This is a genomic window from Neomoorella carbonis, from assembly GCF_045278715.1.
Lineage (GTDB): Bacteria > Bacillota > DSM-521 > Neomoorellales > Neomoorellaceae > Neomoorella > Neomoorella carbonis.
Genome location: NZ_CP136420.1, coordinates 407,438 through 423,285 on the forward strand (window position 1 = coordinate 407,438; position 15,848 = coordinate 423,285).

The 15,848-nt window shown below is 55.4% G+C and carries 14 protein-coding genes and 1 riboswitch; of the genes, 11 read left to right on the plus strand and 3 right to left on the minus strand.

Going from position 1 to position 15,848, the window contains the following annotated elements; all coding sequences use genetic code 11:
- Positions 1 to 88: 88 nt before the first annotated feature.
- The 8 genes from MCACP_RS02135 (at position 89) to eam (ending at position 9,785) form a co-directional block, all read left to right on the plus strand.
- Positions 89 to 2,260: a molybdopterin-dependent oxidoreductase gene (locus MCACP_RS02135; RefSeq protein ID WP_406677760.1), complete on the plus strand. Its 2,172-nt coding sequence runs from the start codon at positions 89 to 91 to the stop codon at positions 2,258 to 2,260.
- 7 nt (positions 2,261 to 2,267) lie between these two features.
- Complete coding sequence (locus MCACP_RS02140; RefSeq protein WP_406677761.1) at positions 2,268 to 2,963, plus strand: 4Fe-4S dicluster domain-containing protein; 696 nt, start codon at positions 2,268 to 2,270, stop codon at positions 2,961 to 2,963.
- A complete protein-coding gene (locus tag MCACP_RS02145) occupies positions 2,956 to 3,633 on the plus strand; it encodes a formate dehydrogenase subunit gamma (RefSeq protein WP_406677762.1) in 678 nt (225 codons plus the stop codon). The genes MCACP_RS02140 and MCACP_RS02145 overlap by 8 nt, the downstream gene beginning before the upstream one ends.
- Before the next feature lie 130 nt (positions 3,634 to 3,763).
- A complete protein-coding gene (locus tag MCACP_RS02150; RefSeq protein WP_406677764.1) occupies positions 3,764 to 5,875 on the plus strand; it encodes a PIG-L family deacetylase in 2,112 nt (703 codons plus the stop codon).
- Positions 5,876 to 6,862 carry a hypothetical protein gene (locus MCACP_RS02155; protein WP_406677765.1) on the plus strand — a complete coding sequence of 329 codons (987 nt, stop codon included), beginning with the start codon at positions 5,876 to 5,878 and terminating at the stop codon, positions 6,860 to 6,862.
- The gene (locus MCACP_RS02160; RefSeq protein WP_406677766.1) at positions 6,856 to 7,572 is read left to right on the plus strand and encodes a phosphatidylserine decarboxylase; all 717 of its coding nucleotides are present in this window, start codon (positions 6,856 to 6,858) and stop codon (positions 7,570 to 7,572) included. Before MCACP_RS02155 ends, MCACP_RS02160 begins: the two co-directional genes overlap by 7 nt.
- Complete coding sequence (locus MCACP_RS02165) at positions 7,569 to 8,171, plus strand: DedA family protein (RefSeq protein WP_406677767.1); 603 nt, start codon at positions 7,569 to 7,571, stop codon at positions 8,169 to 8,171. The genes MCACP_RS02160 and MCACP_RS02165 overlap by 4 nt, the downstream gene beginning before the upstream one ends.
- Positions 8,172 to 8,220: 49 nt before the next feature.
- Positions 8,221 to 8,415, plus strand: a riboswitch (cyclic di-AMP (ydaO/yuaA leader).
- A gap of 116 nt (positions 8,416 to 8,531) precedes the next feature.
- Positions 8,532 to 9,785 (plus strand): glutamate 2,3-aminomutase, encoded by a 1,254-nt coding sequence (gene eam, locus MCACP_RS02170; protein WP_406677768.1) that lies wholly within the window; start codon positions 8,532 to 8,534, stop codon positions 9,783 to 9,785.
- A gap of 94 nt (positions 9,786 to 9,879) precedes the next feature.
- Here the strand turns inward: eam and MCACP_RS02175 are convergent, their stop codons facing one another.
- The 3 genes from MCACP_RS02175 to MCACP_RS02185 form a co-directional block, all read right to left on the minus strand.
- The gene (locus MCACP_RS02175; protein WP_406677769.1) at positions 9,880 to 10,638 is read right to left on the minus strand and encodes an OmpA/MotB family protein; all 759 of its coding nucleotides are present in this window, start codon (positions 10,636 to 10,638) and stop codon (positions 9,880 to 9,882) included.
- A complete protein-coding gene (locus MCACP_RS02180; protein WP_406677770.1) occupies positions 10,610 to 11,431 on the minus strand; it encodes a flagellar motor protein in 822 nt (273 codons plus the stop codon). The genes MCACP_RS02175 and MCACP_RS02180 overlap by 29 nt, the downstream gene beginning before the upstream one ends.
- Before the next feature lie 354 nt (positions 11,432 to 11,785).
- Positions 11,786 to 13,063, minus strand: a complete 1,278-nt coding sequence (locus MCACP_RS02185; protein WP_406677771.1) for an IS110 family transposase — start codon at positions 13,061 to 13,063, stop codon at positions 11,786 to 11,788.
- Positions 13,064 to 13,329: 266 nt separating this feature from the next.
- Here MCACP_RS02185 and MCACP_RS02190 point away from each other — a divergent pair, with 266 nt between their 5' ends.
- From MCACP_RS02190 to MCACP_RS02200, 3 genes are all read left to right on the plus strand, one after another.
- On the plus strand, positions 13,330 to 14,544 hold the full coding sequence (locus tag MCACP_RS02190) for an amidohydrolase family protein (RefSeq protein ID WP_406677772.1): 1,215 nt from the start codon (positions 13,330 to 13,332) through the stop codon (positions 14,542 to 14,544).
- 75 nt (positions 14,545 to 14,619) lie between these two features.
- Positions 14,620 to 15,390, plus strand: a complete 771-nt coding sequence (locus MCACP_RS02195) for a prolipoprotein diacylglyceryl transferase (protein WP_406677773.1) — start codon at positions 14,620 to 14,622, stop codon at positions 15,388 to 15,390.
- Between the two features lie 120 nt (positions 15,391 to 15,510).
- The gene (locus MCACP_RS02200) at positions 15,511 to 15,693 is read left to right on the plus strand and encodes a hypothetical protein (RefSeq protein ID WP_406677774.1); all 183 of its coding nucleotides are present in this window, start codon (positions 15,511 to 15,513) and stop codon (positions 15,691 to 15,693) included.
- Positions 15,694 to 15,848: the final 155 nt, after the last annotated feature.

The following is a 15,848-nucleotide window of genomic DNA, read 5'->3' on the forward strand; positions in this document are numbered from 1 at the left end:
TTGTGAAAGTAACATTGAGGGCAAATAGCTGCCGGAAAGCATGTGTTAATAGCAACAGGTTCTTTTATTAGATGATGGAGGTGAGGGGATGTTAGAACAAAGAATAAGCCGGCGAACCTTCCTTAAAGGCTCCCTGGTGGCCGGTGTCCTGGCCACCTTTGGCGGCAGGCTGGTCCCCCTGGCGCAGGCGGAGGCGGCAGGGGCAGCAGCCCCGGAAGCTTCCCGGGCCGTCCCCACTATTTGCGAAATGTGCGGGGTTAAATGTGGTATCCTGGCCCATGTCCGGGAAGGCCGGGTTTGGCGCCTTACCGGTAATCCCAAGGACCCCCAGAGCAGCGGCCGTTTATGTGCCCGGGGCAATGCCGGCACCAAAACCCTTTATGATCCCGACCGCCTGAAGGGCCCCATGAAGAGGGTAGGCGACGGGAAATTCCAGCCCATCAGCTGGGAGCAGGCTTTTAAGGAAATTGGCGCCAAATTACAGGAATTGAAAGGCCGTTACGGCCCCCAGACCCTGGTCTGGCTGGCGCACCCGGAGCTTATTTCTCCCTTAGAGAAACATTTTATGGCTGCCTTCGGTTCCCCCAATTATACCGGTCATGGGCCGACCTGCTACAGCAGCCGCAACGTTGCTTTTGAGCAAATGTACGGCGGCGTTCCCGGGGTGGATTACCGCAATGTGAAGTACTACCTTGCCTTTGGCCGCAATCTCACAGGAGGTATTAAAAATCCTGATATTCAAAAGATAGTCGCCGCCAGGGCAGAAGGCGCTCACCTGGTGGCCGTAGACCCGCGCCTGAGTGATTTTGCCTTCTTCGCCGATGAGTGGCTCCCCATCAGGCCGGGTACCGATCTGGCCATGATTTTGGCCCTGATTAACGTCATCATTAATGAAAACCGGTATGATGCTTCCTTTGTCGCCGAACGTACCGTTGGCTTTGAAGAATTGAAAGCCGGCGTGGCTACTTATACCCCTGAATGGGCGGCAAAAATCACGGGAATAGACGCAGGGACCATCACCCGCATTGCCCGGGAACTGGCGGCGGCCAAACCGGCAGCGGCCGTCGATCCCGGCTGGCATGCCGTTACCGGTTCCCAGTATTACAACAGCGTCCAGGCGGCCCGGGCCGTAGCCGCCCTCAACGCCCTGCTGGGGAATCTCGGCGCCAGAGGCGGCCTGACCTTCCCGCCCGGGATTAAATTTGGCGATCCCTCCCCTATTATGGGTCCCAAACCGCCGGCGGCAGCGGGGCCGCGCTGGGATGGGGCCGGCAGCGAGAAATGGCCTCTCAATAAAGCCCACGGCATAATCCAGATTTTCCCTGAGAGGGTCAAAGAAGATAAACCCTACCCCATCAAAGCGGTAGTCATCCAGCACCTGAACCCGGTACGCTCCAGTACGGATTCCGGGGCCTTCATTGAGGCGTTGAAGCAGCTGGAGCTGGTGGTGGCCATCGATATCCAGATGAACGATACGGCCTACTATGCCCATTATGTATTGCCGGAAGCCACCTACCTGGAAAGATACGATCCCCTGATGACGGCAGGCAACAAAGTGATCTTACGCCAGCCGGCAGTAGAGCCTCTTTTTGATACCAAAGGTGCGGAAGAAATCATCGCCGGCCTGGCTAAAGCGGCGGGCTTGAGCGAGTACTTTAACTTTACCCTGGAACAGTATAATGACGCCCTGCTGGCTCCCCTGGGACTGACCCAGGCGCAGCTGGCCCGGACGGGGGTTGCAGAAGTGAAAGCGCAACCGCCCGATTATACCAAACTCAAGACACCTTCCGGTAAAATTGAGCTGGCCTGCCAGGCTTTCGTCAAGGCCGGCAGCACCCTGACCCCGGCCTGGGAGCCGCCCCTGGTGGAACCGGGAGGAGACGAGTTCCGCTTTATCCAGGGCCATGTACCCATGCACACCCATACCACTACCGACAACAACGCCTACCTGCACGCCATCATGCCGGAGAACGAGCTCTGGATCCATCCCAGCCGCGCCGGCAAGCTGGGCATCAAGACGGGGGATCTGGTCGAAGTGGCTTCCAGGGTAGGTAAGGTCAAGGTGAAGGCCCGGGTGACGGAGGGCATCCATCCCGAGGCGGTTTTCCTGGCCCATGGCTTTGGCTGCGGTGTTCCTTTAAAAAAGCTGGCCTATAACAAAGGAGCCAATGATAGCGCTTTGATACCGGTTATTACGGCGCCTGTATCCGGGGCGGCGGCCCAGTGTGAAACCCTGGTGACGGTACGGAAGGTAGGGTGAGTTTAGAATGGCTAAGTTTGGTATGCTCGTAGACCTGACGCGTTGTATAGGCTGCCACGGCTGCACCGTGGCCTGCCAGGCCAGGTGGGACTTATTACCCCAGGTGCAGTTTACTAAAGTCCACCGTTATGAGGTGGGTACTTTCCCCAAGGTCAAAGGCGGGGTGGTAACCACCCAGTGCATGCACTGCGACGATCCCCCCTGTGCCCGGGTCTGCCCTACCGGAGCTACCCGGAAACGTGACGACGGTATTGTTGTAGTTCATGAGCAGGAGTGTATCGGCTGCCGTTACTGCCAGTCGGCCTGCCCCTACGACGCCCGGAGCTTTAACCCTGAAAAGAATATCGTCCAGAAGTGTTATTTTTGCTATGATTTTGTCGAGAACGGGCAAAAACCGGCCTGCGTGGAAACCTGTATGGCCGCGGCCAGGATTTTTGGCGATCTGGAAGATAAAGGGAGCGAATTATCCCGGGCCATAGCCGCCAGGAAAGCCGTCCAGATCAAAGGTACTTCTATCTTTTACGTACCGCCGCGGAACCTGGACGCCTCTTTCCTGCCCGCGGATTTCCAGGAGCCAGGGGCGGTACGTATCTGGCAGGATATTGTCCACCCGGGCGGAAAGACCATTATGGGCCTGGCTGCCGGCGCCGTAATTGCCAGTTTAGTAATCAATAATATTAAAGGGGGCGGCAACAATGCCTGAAGAAAGGGTGGAGCGCTTTAACCTGGCTGAGCGCCTGGGTCACTGGAGTCATGGGATCTCCTTTGTCGTCCTGCTGCTCACTGGTTCAGCCCTGGTATTCCGCGGCTACGCCAGCTTGATAGGACCTGAGGGGTTGCGCCTCTTTCGCAGCATTCATCACGCTATGGCCTATCCCTTTACTTTCCTGACAGTAATTATCCTCCTTTTTGGTACGCCGCGGAGTACATGGCAATGGCTTAAGGACTGCCTTACCTGGGGCCGGGAAGACTTCCGCTTTATTGCCGCTTTCCCGCGGGAATTTTTCGGGCTGAAGGTACAGCTGCCGGAGCAGGGCAAATTTAACGCCGGGGAAAAACTCAATTCCCTCCTGACCATCGCCGGCTCTATTTTAATGGCCGCTACCGGCTGGATCTTGCTCCTGCGGGACAGCGTTGCTCCTGCCCTGGTAGCCTGGGCCCTGCCCCTGCACTCGGCCGGGGCCCTGGTCATGGGCGGGGTCATCCTGGGTCATATTTACCTGGCCCTGGGTCACCCCAATTCCCGCGAGTCTATCAACGGTATGCTATCTGGTAAGGTATCGGCCAGGTTTGCCCGCGAACATCACGGCCGCTGGTACCGGGAACTTAAGGCCGGAGAAGATCTGAGGAAAGAACAACAAAAAATCGCTTAGTAAGACCTGCCCGATGTTGCCCTGGAGTAATTCCAGGGCAATAATATTGTCAGAGGGAGGAAAAATTTGATGCTGTGGCGAAATAACCAGGAACTATGAAATAGCCAGAAAGGTACAGGGGAGAAAAACAGTGACAGTTGCAGGTCGCTATCAAAGGGGCGCCAGCGCCGTTATCCCGGCCTACAACGAGGCGGCTACGGTAGGTAAAGTAATTGAGACTTTAAAACAAGTAGCCAGCATTACCGAAATCATCGTGGTCAGCGACGGTTCGGAAGATGCTACGGCCAGTGTTGCCCGCCGCCATGGCGCCCGTGTCATCGAGCTGGCAACCAATGGCGGCAAAGGAGCGGCCATGACCGTCGGTGCCCGCGCGGCCAGAGAGGACATCCTGCTATTCCTGGACGCCGACCTGGAGGGGCTGACGGCAGCCCACGTCGAGGCCCTGATTGCTCCATTGCTGGAAGGCAGCGCCGATATGACGGTGGGCATCTTCAGCCGGGGGAGGTCGCTTACGGACCTGGCCCAGGTGGTGGCTCCCCACCTTTCCGGCCAGCGGGCCATCCGCAAAGAGCTGTTCCTGGCGGTGGGGGCAGAAAAAAGCCGTTTTGAGGTTGAAGTATTGCTCACCAGCGAAGCCCGCGCCCGGGGCTGGCGGGTGAAGAAAATTCCCTTAATCAATATGACGCACATCATGAAGGAGGAAAAGCGAGGGTTGTACCGGGGCGTAATCGCCCGTATGGGGATGTATAAAGACATCCTGGGCTATATCTTGCGCCTGACGCGCAAAAAAATAAAAACGCGTCCGGTAGCGCTCCTGTTTTTACTGCTTTTCCTGGCGGTAGCCTTGAATTATGATATCCTGACCCTGCGGGCGGCGGCAGCTGCAGCCCGGCGGATGCCTGATCTGGAACTCCCGGCCGGAGGCCACCGGATTTTGGTTATTTCGCCCCACCCTGATGACGAAACCCTCGGAGCCGGGGGCCTTATTGCTCAGGCCAGGGATCGGGGGGATGCCGTGAAGGTAGTTATTATGACCAACGGCGATGGTTTCCGGCGGGGAGTGGAAAAGTTCAACGGTCCTTTGCTGGCAGGGGCCAGTGACTTTTTGCAATACGGACGGGTACGGCAGCAGGAAGCCATCACTGCCCTGGGGGTCCTGGGAGTTAAAGCCGATGATGTTATGTTCCTGGGTTATCCCGACGGCGGCCTGGCCCCCATCTGGCTGGGTTACTGGGGGCAGGACAGGCCCTATACCTCCGTTTATACCCGCCAGGCGGCAGTACCCTATAAACTGGCCTTTGCTCCGGGTGAGCCTTATACTGCTCCGGCTTTATTGAATACTCTGGTAGAAATCCTCAAAGACTACCGGCCCACCGATATTTATGTAACTGATACCAATGACAGCCACCCTGATCACTGGGCTACGGGGGCCTTTACCCTGGCAGCCACAGGAAAAGTCATGGGAGAAGATCCGACTTTCAGGCCACGCCTTTATACCTTTGTTATTCATACCGGCACCTGGCAAATACTACCAGTCTTGGAGCGGGAAGCCAAACCCTTGTTGCCACCCGGGTATTTCCTCGCCCGGGGCACGCCCTGGTATAAACTGCCCCTGTCGCCGGAAGCCATGGACCGAAAAAAAAGGGCCATTGCCGCTTATCGAACTCAGGATCTGGTTATGCCGATCTTCCTGGCCAATTTTGAAAGGCCCAATGAAGTTTTCTCTCACCTACCAGACCAGCAGCTGGTACAGGATGATAGCAGTGCCGGAGGAGACGGCGAGCCAGCTTACTGGCCGGATTCGGCTCGGGTAGCACTAGATCCGGCTGGCGATCAGCTGACCAGGAAACTGGAGAATGGTGGCGATTTAAAGGCAGCTTACCTCTTGCAGGCCGGTAAAACTACCTATGTACGTCTGGATACCTGGGGCCGGCCCGGCTTTCCAGTGACCTATACAGCCAGCATCTACCTGTTGCCCGGAGAACCTGAGGGCCAGGTCCAGCGTTTCATCTTGCAGGTGGCCCCCGGTGAAAGGCAAGTCAGATGGCTGGCCCGGCCGGCCGGTTATAACCCGGGGTCTGTCCGGGTGACCTATCGGGAGCACAGTATTGAAATAGCTTTACCGGGCCTGGTGTCGCCGGGAGAGCATTACCTGATGTTTGCCGCCGCCACATCTATCGGTAAGATACCCCTGGACCGGATACCGTGGCGCCTTTTACGTGTAGACGGGGGCGGTTTGTAAATGGCCTCCATCCTCTTTGGCCTGGAAGAAGAAGTCTTTATTACCGAACCGGACCGGCCAACCCTCCAGTCCCTGTACTACCTGGCCCGCCTCCTCTGGCGGGACCCGGCCGATTATTATACCCATACTGCTTGTAACTTTACCCGGGGCAAGGACCTGCGTTTCGGCCTCATGAGCGGCATTGAGATTTCTACCGGGGCCTTTGCGGCAATACCAGACCTCCTGGCCGATTTGCAGCGCCGTCGCCGGGAGCTGGCGGGCGTCTGCTCCGGCCTGATCGTCCCGGTGGGACACCTCTTCGACCAGGAGGAGCCTACCAATATCTGCGGCATGCACGTTCATATCAGCGGTTTCCCGGACCGCGAGCGGGCCTACCGCAACCTGGTCTACTTTTTACCTCTCCTGGCCTTGCTGGTAATTAACTCTCCCGTTGCCGGCAACCGCTGTTACGGCCAGTCCTACCGGTGGGCAGAGGCTTTTGCCATCGGCCCTTTACGGGATGACAGGCGCTACCGTTTTCAGGATCTTATTGTATCCAAACGCCTGGGTACCCTGGAGATCCGGGTTTTCGACCCGGTGTGGGACCTGGAACGCATCCGGATTTTACTGGAGTGTATCCAGGCCGTCCTCAAAGCCGGTAAAGATTATCCCGGCGATATAGAGGTTTACAACAGCCTGCGCCTGAAGGCGGCCAGGGAGGGTTACATTGAGGAACTGCGTCCGGTTTACCGTGACTTAACCCGGCTCCTGCCGGTGCCGGAAGACCTGTTCCGCCGTACCCCGGCCGACACCGTCAAGGAACTCTGGCTCCGGGAGGGTACTCTGGCCACTTATGCTGCCCTGGACAATGCCTACCGCAATGGGGTCTTGAAGCCCCGGCCCCTGCGACCGGTAAAAGTGAGCTGGCCCTTGATGCTGGCCGGCTTTTGCGGTTATTATTTACCCAAAATGCCCTATAATATCAAGAAAGTGTGGTCGGAATGGTGACCTTTTTTAAGATCCTGGCGGGCCTTGCCGTCATCGGCGGCGGCATCTTTTGGTACCTGCGCAAGGTATGGTTTTATCGCGACCCGGTGCGGGTGGCGCCGCAAGAGGAAGGAGCCATCCTGGCCCCGGCCGACGGCAAGGTGGTCTATATCAAGCCCTTTCGCGATGGCCGGGTGGTAGCGGAGAAACTGGGCCGGCCCATTCCCATTGAGGAAATAATGAAAGCTCCGGGCCTTAGTGACAGGGGCTGGATCGTTGGTATCTACATGTCTCCCCTGGATGTCCACTTTAACTATGCTCCCATTGATGCCCGGGTGGAGAATATGGTCCATACCCAGGCCAGGGTGAATTTGCCCATGGTCGACCTGTGGGAATATATTCGCCTCACCTATCTCCGGCGGGCGGTAGATCTTTTCAGCCACCGCTACCGCCTGGTAAATGAACGATTGACCATCTTCTTAAGGGGCCGTGACGTGCAGCTGGCCATGGTGGAGATTGCCGATAAGTTTGTCAATAAAATCAAATGTTTTATCACTCCCGGCCAGGCCGTTACCCGGGGCCAGAAGGTTTCCTTTATCGAACGGGGTTCCCAGGTAGACCTGGTTATCTTCAGGGATGATGTAGAGTTTGCCGTCCGGGTGGGCCAGCAGGTTTACGGCGCCCGGACGGTGGTGGCCCGTTACCGGGCGGCAGGCGGGGCAGGGCAGTGACGGCCGTCCACGTCTATATGGCTCTCTTTGGCCTGCTGGTCGTTGAAGGTATGGGGGTCCCGGGCATCCCCTTTGAGCCGGTCTTCCTGGCCGCCGGTTATTTAATCGAGCGCGGGGAGATGAACTTTTGGGGGGCAGTGACGGTTGGCAGCGCCGGCAATCTCCTGGGCAACTTGATAGGTTACTGGCTGGGGGCCAGGCCGGGGCGAGGCCTAATCGAACGCTTTCTCCACCGGGGCTGGGGTCCGGACGGCCTGGCTACAACCCGGGACTGGCTGGGCCGCTATGGAGCGGCGGTAATTATCTTTGCCCGCTGGTTCGGCCCCATCAGGACCCCGGCCATCCTGGCAGCAGGGGTCCTGGGAATGAATCCCGGCATCTATGCCCTTTATTCAGCCCTGGGCGCCTTTACCTGGACCCTGGCCTGGCAGTATGCCAGCTGGAAGGGGGCCCATTATCTCCTTGGGTGGTGGCAGCTTTACCGCCGGTATGCTACCTGGTGGATGGATGCCCTGTTGATCTTTGTGCTGCTGGCCATTACTGCCGGCTCCATCTATTATTGCTGGCGCCGGCGCATGGAAGGAAATGGCAAAAAATAAGTTTGACAAATCCTCGTATCTTATGTTAAAATTATTTCTAACAACTGAATAAAACCGAACGCTGAATCCCTCTTCAGGGAACGGGGGAACCAATCTTTTGGGGTGAATCCCCGCACTCAGTAGTTATTACTTCTTCCGTAAAATCCTCTTATCCTAAAGGATATTTTGGATAATTGAGTGCGGGGTAGGGTTAGCTTTCGACCCGAACCCGGCAGCTAACTTCGTAAGCGTGGAAAGTGAAAGAGGTATCGTACCCCTTTAGTTTCTTGCACCCAAAACCCCGGTTCAGGCCGGGGTTTTACTTTATAACAGGAAGGGAGGTAGAATCTTATGAGTGTCTATCCCAACAAAGGGAGGCTGATGAGTAGAGAAACCAAAAGGGAAATTGCCCTGCAAAGGGCAGCTGAGTTGAAGGCTCGAATTATTGATTACCTGGACGCCAGGGATGCCATTCCCAGCGGTTTGGAAGCCGCAGCGGAGATTGAAGCCAACCGGCAGCGGATTATGGCCTATTTTGGTGCCAGTGAAGATGATTGGCAAGATTGGCGCTGGCAATTGCAGCACCGGATTACCTCGGTTGCCGTTCTGGAGGAATTAATTCCCTTAACTGAAGAGGAAAAGGAAGCCATCAAGCGGGTCGAGCGTACCTACCGCTGGGCCGTTTCACCCTATTACCTTTCTCTCATGGGCAAAGATGCCGGCTGTCCCATCAGGCGGCAGGCCTTACCCAGCGCCGCCGAGCTGGAGGACAACATCGGGGTACTTGATCCCATGGATGAGGAGCTGACGTCACCGGCACCGGCCATTACCCGCCGTTATCCCGACCGCTTGATTATTAACGTCACCAACCAGTGCGCCATGTACTGCCGCCACTGCCAGCGGCGCCGCAATATCGGTGAAGTTGACCGGAGCCGCAGCCGCCGGGAGTTGGAGCAGGCCCTGGAGTATATTCGCCGCAATAAAGAAATACGCGATGTCCTGATTACCGGCGGCGACGCTTTAATGCTGAGTGACGCCACAATCGACTGGCTGTTGACGGAACTGGATAATATACCCCATGTGGAGATTAAGCGCCTGGGCACCCGGGTGCCGGTTACTTTGCCCCAGCGTATCACGCCGGAATTGTGCCGGGTACTGGCCAAGCACCCGCCGCTTTACCTCAATACCCAGTTTAACCACCCCAGGGAGGTTACGGCGGCGGCGAAAGCTGCCTGCGACCGCCTGGTGCAGGCCGGGGTGGTCCTGGGAAACCAGGCGGTTTTATTAAAGGGCATCAATAACCATCCCTTTGTTATGAGGAAGCTCAACCAGGAACTGTTGAAAATCCGGGTACGGCCCTATTATATCTTCCACGCCAAGCCGGTTAAAGGGACGACCCACTTTATCACTTCCATTGAGGAAGGCGTGGAAATAATGGAGCAGCTGCGCGGCTATACCTCCGGCCTGGCCGTACCTACCTATATAATCAACGCCCCCCACGGGCTGGGCAAGACGCCCATCTTACCACAATATGTGCTGGCCTGCAATGACGACCAGGTCATCCTGCGGACCTGGGAAAAGCGGACCCTCTTTTACCCCAACCTGGGCCGCGAGGACAAGCGGGCCAGGGCCTAAAACTGAGCGCCGGGACTGACACCGGCGCTTTTTTAGATTATAATCCAGCCGGCCGGGCCACTTCCTAGTAAAACCCTTTCCCGCTTATCTCCTCTTAATGATGGGGCTCGGTGACGTTGTAGGCTTCCTTGAGGACCACAATATCGACGCGCCGGTTGCGGGCCATATTGGCTTCCGTATCATTGGGCACCACGGGGCGATATTCACCGTAGCCGGTAGCCGACAGGCGCTCGGGGTTAATACCGGCATCGTTCACCAAAACTTTAACGACATTAGTGGCCCGGGCCGTCGACAGCTCCCAGTTGGAAGGGAAGAGAGGAGTGTGAATGGGTAAATTGTCGGTATGTCCTTCTACCCGCAGGTAATTGGGGAGTTTGGCCAGGGCCTGGCCCACCCGCTGGAGAAGGGCGTGGGCTGCGGGGGTTAGTTCAGCAGATCCCTTGGGAAAGAGGATAGTATCGGCCATGCTGACCACCAGCCCCCTCTCCTCGTTTTTGAGGGTGACCTGGTCCTGGAGGCCTTCCTGCTGGATGTACTGCTGGAGTTCAACCTTGATCCTGGCGAGTTCTGCTCCTTCAGTGCTCTGCCCTTCCGTACCCTGGCCGCCCGGCGCCGGGGCTACACCGGGAACCAGGGAGGGCAGGCCCCCGGCATCAAACAGGCCCGGCGCTGGTGACCCTATAAATGCCTGGGCCAGGGAACTGGCCAGGGCAGCCATTTTTTGCGCGTTGATGGTGCTGATGGAGTACATTACCACGAAGAAGATCATAAGCAGGGTAATCAAGTCGGAATAGGTTAAAAGCCAGCGCTCTTTATTATCATGACTAACCTTTTCGGCCTGGCGCCTGGGCACCGGCGGCCACCCCCTTTGCTGCCGCCTCGTCCAGGACGGCCCGCTGTTTATCGGGAGACAGGAAAGCCATCAGGGTACTGCGGATCAGGGTGGGGTTCCTGCCGGCCTGGAGGGCGAGTACTCCCTCCAGGATCATTTCCTGGTAGATGCGCTCCTTGTTGGCTTTATTCTTGAGCTTGGCGGCAATGGGCAGCCACAGGAGGTTGGCGGAAGAGACGCCGTAGAGGGTGGCGATAAAGGCCATGGCTATGGAAGGCCCCAGCTTATCCGGGGAGCTGATATTGCTGAGGACGTGGACCAGTCCCATGACGGTACCGATGATGCCCATGGTGGGGGCATAGCCGCCGGCGGCTTCAAAAATGCTGATGCCGGTGGCGTGCCGCGCTTCTGCGGCGTAAATATACTGTTCGAGGACATTGCGGGTCTGTTCGGGGTCGGTGCCGTCCACCACCAGCTGCAGGGCGGACCTCAGGAAAGCGTCATGGATGGTGTCCAGTTCCTTTTCCAGCCGGACAAAACCTTCCCTGCGGGCCAAAATGGCGTAATTAACGATGGTTTCAATAGTCTGGTTCAAGTCAAAGGGCTTTTCCCGGAAGGCTATTTTTAGCAAACGCGGGACGTTAAGGATTTCTTCCCGGCTGAAGCCGATCATAGTGGCACCGATAGTGCCGCCGAAAACGATCATGGCTGCCGTCACGGCCAGGAGGGCGCCAGGCTCGCCTCCTTCCAGGATGAAGGCGGCAATCAGGGAGCCGAAACCAATAATTAAGCCCAGGACGACATTAAGATCCAAATAAACATACCACCTATCTCAATAATTTGCTTCTATCTCGTTAAATCGCCTGCTCTCTTAGATTTTCAATTTTTTACGATAAAGTTCAAGAGGGCAGACTAAGCCTCCATCATCGTCCACAACAACAAGACGATGGTTTAATCTTTAAGTCTTGGGTAGTAACCTCACCACTTCCTGGCCCTCGGCTACCCTATCATGTCTCCCGGGGTCTATGCCCTGTTTCATTCCTTCGTTCGGCCTTTTGAGGGCGGGTGGGTTGCGCCTGGTACTTATGAGCAGGGTCTATGCCCTTATGGTGGTGATTAAGGCTTCCCCCACCCAAGACTTTTTACCTTGTGTTTGGGTTTTTACTTCTTAAGCTGCTTGCTGTAATTGGGCGCGGCGATAGTCGCCTAACACTTTGTCAGAGTCGTAGTTTTCTTTCTTCCTGGCCAGGCCGTACATCACCCGTAGCAATTTTACGGCTATGGCTATTAAGGCCTGCTTTTTCTTTAAGGGGTTTTCCCGCCTGGTCAGGAAGTAGTGGTACAACGCTTTAAATTCACGGTTCTTGGCTACTAGAGTTAGACTGGCTTGGTATAACAGGTTCCTTAATTCGGCTCGCCCGCGTTTGGATATTTTGCTTTGCCCGTTCTTCTGCCCGGAACTTTGTTCGCTTAAGTTCAGTCCGGCGAGTTTTTGGATTTGCTTCCAGTGCTCGTAATTTTGGGGATCGCCTATTTCGCCTAAAAAGCCGGCTACTGTTACCAGGCCTATACCGGGGATGCTTAATAAATTGCCTGCGATATCTATTCCTGCTAGTATGTCGGCCATGGCTGCTTCTGTTTGCTCGATCTGCTTTTGGTAAAAGGCTATTTCGTCCAGGCAGGCGTTTAGCTTGTGTTGGGCTCCGGTTAATCCTTCGGTTACTCCTATGGACCCCTGGGCCGTCTGGTAGAGGGCCTGGGCTCTTTTCATCCCTACCCGGTGGTTACTGGCTTCTTTTAATGCGGCGGCTAATTCTTCGAGTTTATAGGCTAATATTAACCTGGGGAAGGGACAGTTCCTTAAGACCCATTGGGCTGCTTTGCCTAACAGGTTTTTGAATACTTGCCCCAGCTCGGGGAAGTATTCGTCCAGGATGGCCTGGAGTTGGTTTAAGGCGCTGTTTAGTTTCCGGCGTTGCTGCCGCCGGGTTACGGTCAGGTTCCTTAGTTCGGCATATTTTCCTTTGGGCAAAAGGCAGTGGAGGAAATTCCCGTCCTTGACTACTTTGGCTATTATCCCGGCGTCTTTTCGGTCGTTCTTGGTGGGGGAGTTACCCACTTCCTCTTTCCGCCTTTTGACGTGATAGGGATTGACTATCACTACTGTATAACCCTGCTCCTGGAGAAACCATGCTAAGGGTTTCCAGTAGTGGCCGGTGGGTTCCATGCCGATTACTACCCTTGTTGCCCTGGCTTTTTCTTTGGCTTCTTCCATTTTAGCCACTAGACGATAATAGCCTTCTTTGCTATTATGGAACTTGAAGGGTTTGACCACATCTAGTTCGATTTGGTTATAGATCCGTGCCCAGTGGTTGTGTTTGGCTACGTCGATACCGACAATTATCACATCACCATGGACCAGTAATTTCTTTTGCACTTCATTCATACGGTTTCTCGCCTCCTGGTGGGTTTGTTTGTTTTGGTCTATTTTCTTTTTACCAGGAGGCTTTTTTATTGGCAACACCTACCTTAAATCATTACAGGAATGCTTTCTTCATACCTGACCATGGTTTACCAGAATATCTAGCAATATTCGGCATGAAGCAAGAGAATCCTTGTCCATTGACCGTTAAATTTTCCTGTGGTAGGATTAAGATTGGGTTAAATATAAACCAATGTAATTATCAGGAAGGAAGATAAAAATTGAATGATTTGTTAATCAGACGCGCGCGGCTCATGGATGAGCCGGGAACTGTGGATGTAGCCATTAAAGACGGGTACATTGTTGCCGCCGGGGGAGGAGTGGCCGGTTCGGCCCGGCAAATGGTCGATGCGGCAGGGAGACTCCTGATTCCGGCCTTTGTCGATGCCCATACCCACCTTGACAGGGCACTGACGGCGTCCCAGGAAGGCGCAGGTTCACTGGCCGAAGCCATTGAAGATTTCCAGCGGCGCAGCCGCAAGATGGATAAAAATGATTTTATCGACCGCGGTCGCCGGGTGCTTAAAATGGCCCTGCGCCATGGGACGGCCACCATGCGCACTCATATTACCGTCAGCGAAGCCCTGGGCCTGCGGGGGGTGGAAGCGGTTCTGGAACTCAAGGAAGAATTTGCCGGGAGAGTTGACCTGCAAGTATTTGCCATGGCCGGTGAGCTGGAACCGGCACCGACGCCACCTTTGAGGGAACTCCTGGAAGAAGCCCTGCGCCTGGGGGTAGACGGCCTGGGCGGTGCCCCCCACCTGGCGGAAAGGATGCAGGAATGGGTAGACTATATCTTTGATCTTGCAGGACGATATAATGTCTTAATTGATTTCCACGTTGATGAGACGGATGCCCCTTCGGTTGCCTCCCTGGAGTATATAGCGGCTAAAACCATCCAGACCGGCTTCCAGGGCCGGGTGGTGGCCGGTCACTGCTGTGGCTTGGCGGCTGTGGACGAAGACAAGGCTATCCGGACCATCGCCGCCGTGAAAGAGGCTGGCATCAGCGTTATTACTTTACCGTCATGCGATCTCTACCTCATGGGCCGCCGGGATAAGGGCCTGGTGCGGCGCGGGGTTACCAGGGTCAGGGAACTCCAGGCGGCGGGAGTAAATGTAGCCTATGCTTCCGGTAATATCCGCGATGCCTTCCGCCCCTTTGGTAACGCCAATATGCTGGAGGAGGCCCTGATTACCGCCCAGGTACTGCAAATGGGAACGCCCCTGGAGCTCAAAAACGTACTGAAAATGGGAACTTATAACGCCGCTGCCGCCATTGGCCTTAAAGCTTACGGTGTTAAAGCCGGTGACCGGGCGGACCTGGTCCTCCTGGATGCTACCAGCCCGGCGGAGGCCATCATCGGGCAGGCTGAAAAGGTCTGTGTTATTAAGGGCGGCCGGGTGGCCGTGCGGAACGACAAAAAAAGCGACATCATTATTTAGCGGTTGCGTAAGGGCAAAGCTGCGGTTATACTACAGATAGAACGGGTACCATTTTTTGACTCTGGAGGAATGAAATTGTTAGTAGATCTCAACCCCATCGCTTTTCACCTGGGACCTGTAGCAGTGCGCTGGTATGGCATCTTTATGGCCATCTCTTTTTTGGTAGGTTCCTGGTACCTGTACCGGGAAGGCATGAAAAGGGGACTGGAGGAAGACTTCCTCCTCAACCTGGCCATTATTGTCATTATCTCCGGCGTTATCGGGGCGCGGTTGATGTTCGTCCTGGCCAATTATCCGACATGGTTTATAACAGACCGCCTCCAGATACTTAAAATCTATGAAGGGGGCCTTTCCTGGCACGGCGGCCTCCTGGGGGGCTTCCTGGGTGGCTGGCTTTATGCCCGCTGGAAAAGAGCCGATGCCAACCAGCTGGCGGACTTGGTGGTGCCGGGCCTGGCCTTCGGCTATTTCCTGGTGCGTATCGCCAACATCTTTAACCAGGAGGTTCTAGGTCGGCCCACGGATTTCTGGTTCGGCCGCTGGCCGGCTCAGGTCATCGGTTCGGCCATCGGCCTCCTTCTGCTGGCCCGTTATTTTTACGTCCAGAGCAAAAATCCCCCCCACGGCTACCAGTTTTGGTCCTTTATTTTTTATCACCAGGTTTTGCGGGCTGTTATTGAGGAAACAGTGCGGGACAACCCTCTGGACGTGTGGGGTTATATTGTTCCCCACTGGGGCCTGGGCTTCTTTACCCTGACCCAGCTTACCACCCCTCCCATCCTGCTCCTGGCTTATTACTTCATGCGGCGCTCGCGCCGGGCCGCCAGGGTAAAGTATCGCCGATGAAGGCGGGCAGGGGACACCTTTATTTAATTTAATTGAGATATAATCTCAGCTTCATTTGTTTTTAACCTGGGAGAGATATAATTCCAATTGCAAAAGAAAAATCCCAGGGAGGTAAGACAAATGTTGCGGCAAAAATTGGTTACCCTGCTTCAAGAATGTTACTGGCTCTTGGAAAAGACAGTTGAAGATCCGCGGGAGCTGCGGCAGCTGCAGGAGCAGGTGGGACGCAAAATCGCTGAACTTAAAGGCCGGAAGCAGGTTCGGGCCAATTTTGAGGTAAGCGAGGGCAAAAAAGTTGCATAAAAAATATTAGCGGCGGGGTCCGGCTTCAGAATGGGGACCCCGCTTTTAATTTTACCTTAACATGATATTAACATAGAGCTAATTTAAACATAACACCAGTTTTTTATAATAATCTGTGGACAGGCAGCAACCTGCTGGTGGTATATTAAAAATAG